The organism is Martelella sp. (assembly GCF_984369615.1).
Map to the genome: position 1 here is coordinate 1 of NZ_CFHTCS010000409.1, position 3669 is coordinate 3669.

Sequence of the window (3669 nt, forward strand, 5' to 3'; positions counted from 1 at the left end):
TTACGGCCGCCTATCTGCCGGCGCTGCGCCCCGGCATCTTCGCCACGCTCCTCATCGTCTTCATCCAGTCGATCGAGGAGTTCGCCATCGCCTATATCGTCGGTTCGCCGGAAATCGTCACGGTCCCGACCCTTCTCTACGCAGCGCTCGGCCAGGACTTCGTCCGTCCCAACGCCGCCGTGCTGTCACTCATCCTCGTCGTCCCCAATGTTCTGCTGATGCTGATCCTCGAGAAGCTTCTGAAGTCGGCCAATCCGACGCTTGCATCAGGCAAGGGATAACGCGGTCGCATGCCCAGGAAGAAACCCAACGGAGAGACTGTCAAAATGCTGAAAACGCTTATTTTTTCGACCACCGCACTGGCGTTTGGCGCAAGCGCCGCATTCGCTGCCGACATCACCGCGATGAGCTGGGACGACATCGTCGCCAAGGCCAAGCAGGAAGGCGAGGTCAACTGGTATGTCTGGTATTTCCAGGACGATTTCCGCAAGGTCGTCGCCCCTTTTGAAGAGAAATACGGCATCAAGGTGAACATCCCGGCCGGCGGCACGGCCTCCGGCAATGCCGACAAGCTTCTGGCCGCAAGCGGCAGCGACACCGGTGATATCGACGTCTTCGCCTGGGGCTATGGCGACATGTCGACTCTTGATTTTGCCAGGCTCTTCACCCCGCTTTCCATGCTTCCGGAAGATGCCGGCCGCATCAACACGGTCAACAACATCGACGGCGGCGACTATGTTTACGCCTATTGGGGCAACCAGACCGGCATCGCCTACGACCCGGCCAAGGTCGACGAGAATGCCCTGCCGCAGACGCCGGAAGACTTCTCCGCCTTCTGGGAAGGCAATCCCGGCAAGTTCGGCTTCAACTATGAGAATGGCGGCTCCGGCCCGTCCTTCTATTCGAACATCCTGCGCGTCCTGTCCGGTCTCGACTTCAACGACGGCGATGATTCCGCCGCCCGCATCGAGGCGCTTGAGCCCGGCTTCGCTTTCTTCAACGATTATGCCGATGACTATGTAATCACGACGTCGAACGCCGACAGCATCATCCGCATGTCCGACGGCGAGCTGTTCATGGCACCGGTCTGGGAAGACCATCTGGCAAGCCTGCAAAAGAGCGGCGAAGCGCGCAAGGACCTCAAGCTCTACATCCCGGAAATGGGCATGAATGGCGGCGGCAACGGCGTTGCCATTCCGCAGAACGCCCCGCATCCGGCCGCAGCGGCCCTCCTGATCGACTGGCTGACCTCGCCGGAAACCCAGACGACGTTCAACGCCACCTTCGGCACGGCGCCGATGAATGCCAATGCCGATGACAGCAACGCGCTGATCTCCAACGACCAGCGCCAGTACTCGGTCCCGGGCGCCGCCCAGCCGTTCAAGACGGCGATGGAAGAAGCCTTCGTCGACAACGTCATCCTCGAGCGCTGATTTCTGCGAAACACTTGGCCCGGCGGTCGAACCGATTGCCGGGCCTTCCTCGCTCCTACAAAGAAAAACAAGAAAAGGCATGCTCTCATGAGCCCCCGACACTTCCATTCCGCGCGCACCGAGGCTGAACACGACAACTGGCTCAACCGCATCGACGAAACCGGCAGCAAAGATGAGGCTCTGCCGAGCATCACGTCTGACAACGGCGGCGGAAAATTCGCGACGGACGGACGCGTCCTGCCCTATCCCGGCAATACCTTCATTTGCCATATCGACAAGTCATCGCACGAATACGCTATTCTTTGCGAATTGCAGGAAAAGCTGAAGACGCTGCCGACGGCGCGCTATTTCACCTTCCTGCCGCATGAGAGCTTCCACATGACCGTGTTCTGCGGCATTTCCGGCAATCCGCTGGATACGGACGGCTGGCCGGACGGCGTGGAGCGCAGATTGTCGCTTACCGAGATGAACCGTCGTTTTCTCGCTGCTTCTGCGGATATCGAGGGTTTTTCCGGCGTTACCGTGCGCGCCGACCACCTGAAGGCCGGCTACTCCATCCACGCCGAACCAGCAGACCGCGAAAGCTTCGACGAACTCTGGCGGATGCGTGACCGGCTTGCCGATGCGACGGGCCTCAGGCGCGAGGATCACGACCGCTACCAGTTCCATATCTCGTTCGCCTATCGCATCCGGCGCATGCCGCCTGAAACCGCGAAAGCCCACGTCGAGCAGTCATCGGTCTTGTTCGAGGCGGTCTATCCGGAGCTTCAGGAGATCCGTCTCGGCCCGGTCGAATTCTGCTCCTTTGAGACCATGCACCATTTCCGCACGGAAAAACGGCTGATGCCGACGGGCTGATATCGGCGGCCGGTTTTTCGCGTTCCGCCTAGAGCGCCGTGCATCCATTCGGATGCACAAAGGACGCTCTAACCTATTGAATCTACGCATCGTGCTTTCCGAAAATCGATTCCGATTTTCGGGCCGATGCTGTAGCGAATGCTCGCGCGCGGGGCGGAGCAGGCAGCGCCGCTCCGGTTGCCGCTCATACCAGATCTCCCTCCGGATAGCGCAACTCGACGCCTTCTGCCTCGATCAGCGCCGCCATTTCCGGCGTCGGCGGCCCGTCGAGCACGAGAATGTCGGCATCGCCCAACCGGCCGCGCTTGGCCGGCGCGGGGCGGGAGAACTTGGAACGGTCGGCAACCAGGATCGAGGTGCGGCAGCTCATGCGGATCGCTTCGCGCGCGGCCGCTTCCTGCTGGTCGAAATCGACAAGCGCGCCGTCGGGTTCAACGCCGGCAACGCCGTAGATGCCGAAATCGGCGCGGTAGCCGTTGAACATGGTCTCCACTTCCTGACCGATCAGGTCGCGGTCGGGAAGCCGGATCATGCCGCCGGGAATGAAGATGCGGTTGGAGCTGTTCGGGCTGAGCGCCATGGCAACGTTCAGATTGTTGGTGACCACCGTAAGATCGTCATGATCGACCATGGCTGCCGCCACCATTTCCGGCGTCGTGCCGATCGAAAACATCACCGAGGCCCGGCTCGGGATCATCTGGGCGACGAGCTGGCCGATCCGGCGCTTTGCTTCGGGGTGCGACAGGCGACGACTGTCATAGGAGAGATTGACACCGGCGCTCATCCGTTCCACACCGCCATGGCTGCGACGCAGCTGGTCGGCGCGGCAGAGCATGTTGACGTCGCGGCGGATCGTCTGCGGCGAAACGCCAAACTCCTCCGCCAGCATTTCTATGGTCATCGCGCCATGCGTTTCGACCAGGGCCAGGATTTTCGTTTGACGATCACTTATGTTCATTAACGCCACTGAATTGCGATTTCGATGCGCGAACGAACATCCACCCGGCAAGTGACAGGGTTTTGAACCTATGATGACGTTTGAATGAAAGTGGCGCTCGGCAGGCTTGCCGACGCCGCGAGCCCGATCTGCGCTTCAGTCAGCCAAGCTGCATCAACAGCCCCATTGACGGCTCGCCCGTAACGGCAAGACCGTTTGCACGCTGATAGGCCGAGATCGCCGCGCGCGTCTGCGTGCCGAAAACGCCGTCCACCGTGCCGGCGTCATAGCCCCTGGCTTTCAATCCCGCCTGCAGCGCCTTGCGCTGGTCGGCGGTAAAGCCGTAGCGGTCCGGCGGGAACGTCCCGGCGATCGGGCCGGCGCCGGCAATGCGGTCGGCCATGTGGCCGACGCCGATCGCGTAACTCGTCGAATTGTTGT

4 protein-coding genes and 1 pseudogene are annotated in these 3669 nt (G+C 61.2%); 3 read left to right on the top strand and 2 right to left on the bottom strand.

The annotated features are described in order from the left end of the window. From AC5DC2_RS21260 to AC5DC2_RS21270, 3 genes and pseudogenes are all read left to right on the top strand, one after another. Positions 1–281 (top strand): annotated as a pseudogene (locus AC5DC2_RS21260) (ABC transporter permease); the annotation flags it as partial. Positions 282–326: 45 nt separating this feature from the next. Continuing rightward, positions 327–1433 (top strand): extracellular solute-binding protein, encoded by a 1107-nt coding sequence (locus AC5DC2_RS21265; RefSeq protein WP_491699928.1) that lies wholly within the window; start codon positions 327–329, stop codon positions 1431–1433. A gap of 87 nt (positions 1434–1520) precedes the next feature. After that, positions 1521–2291: a DUF1868 domain-containing protein gene (locus tag AC5DC2_RS21270; protein ID WP_491699929.1), complete on the top strand. Its 771-nt coding sequence runs from the start codon at positions 1521–1523 to the stop codon at positions 2289–2291. A 184-nt stretch (positions 2292–2475) separates the two neighbouring features. Here the strand turns inward: AC5DC2_RS21270 and AC5DC2_RS21275 are convergent, their stop codons facing one another. Continuing rightward, positions 2476–3249 (bottom strand): DeoR/GlpR family DNA-binding transcription regulator, encoded by a 774-nt coding sequence (locus AC5DC2_RS21275; protein ID WP_024709778.1) that lies wholly within the window; start codon positions 3247–3249, stop codon positions 2476–2478. Positions 3250–3388: 139 nt separating this feature from the next. Beyond that, the coding region (locus tag AC5DC2_RS21280) for a peptidoglycan-binding domain-containing protein (protein ID WP_491699930.1) at positions 3389–3669 on the bottom strand (281 nt) is incomplete at its 5' end.

What these genes read in the sequence shown, in the direction of transcription:
- AC5DC2_RS21265 (WP_491699928.1), top strand. Translation starts at nt 327, where the DNA reads ATGCTGAAAACGCTTATTTTTTCGACCACCGCACTGGCGTTTGGCGCA.
- AC5DC2_RS21270 (WP_491699929.1), top strand. Translation starts at nt 1,521, where the DNA reads ATGAGCCCCCGACACTTCCATTCCGCGCGCACCGAGGCTGAACACGAC.
- AC5DC2_RS21275 (WP_024709778.1), bottom strand. Translation starts at nt 3,249, where the DNA reads ATGAACATAAGTGATCGTCAAACGAAAATCCTGGCCCTGGTCGAAACG.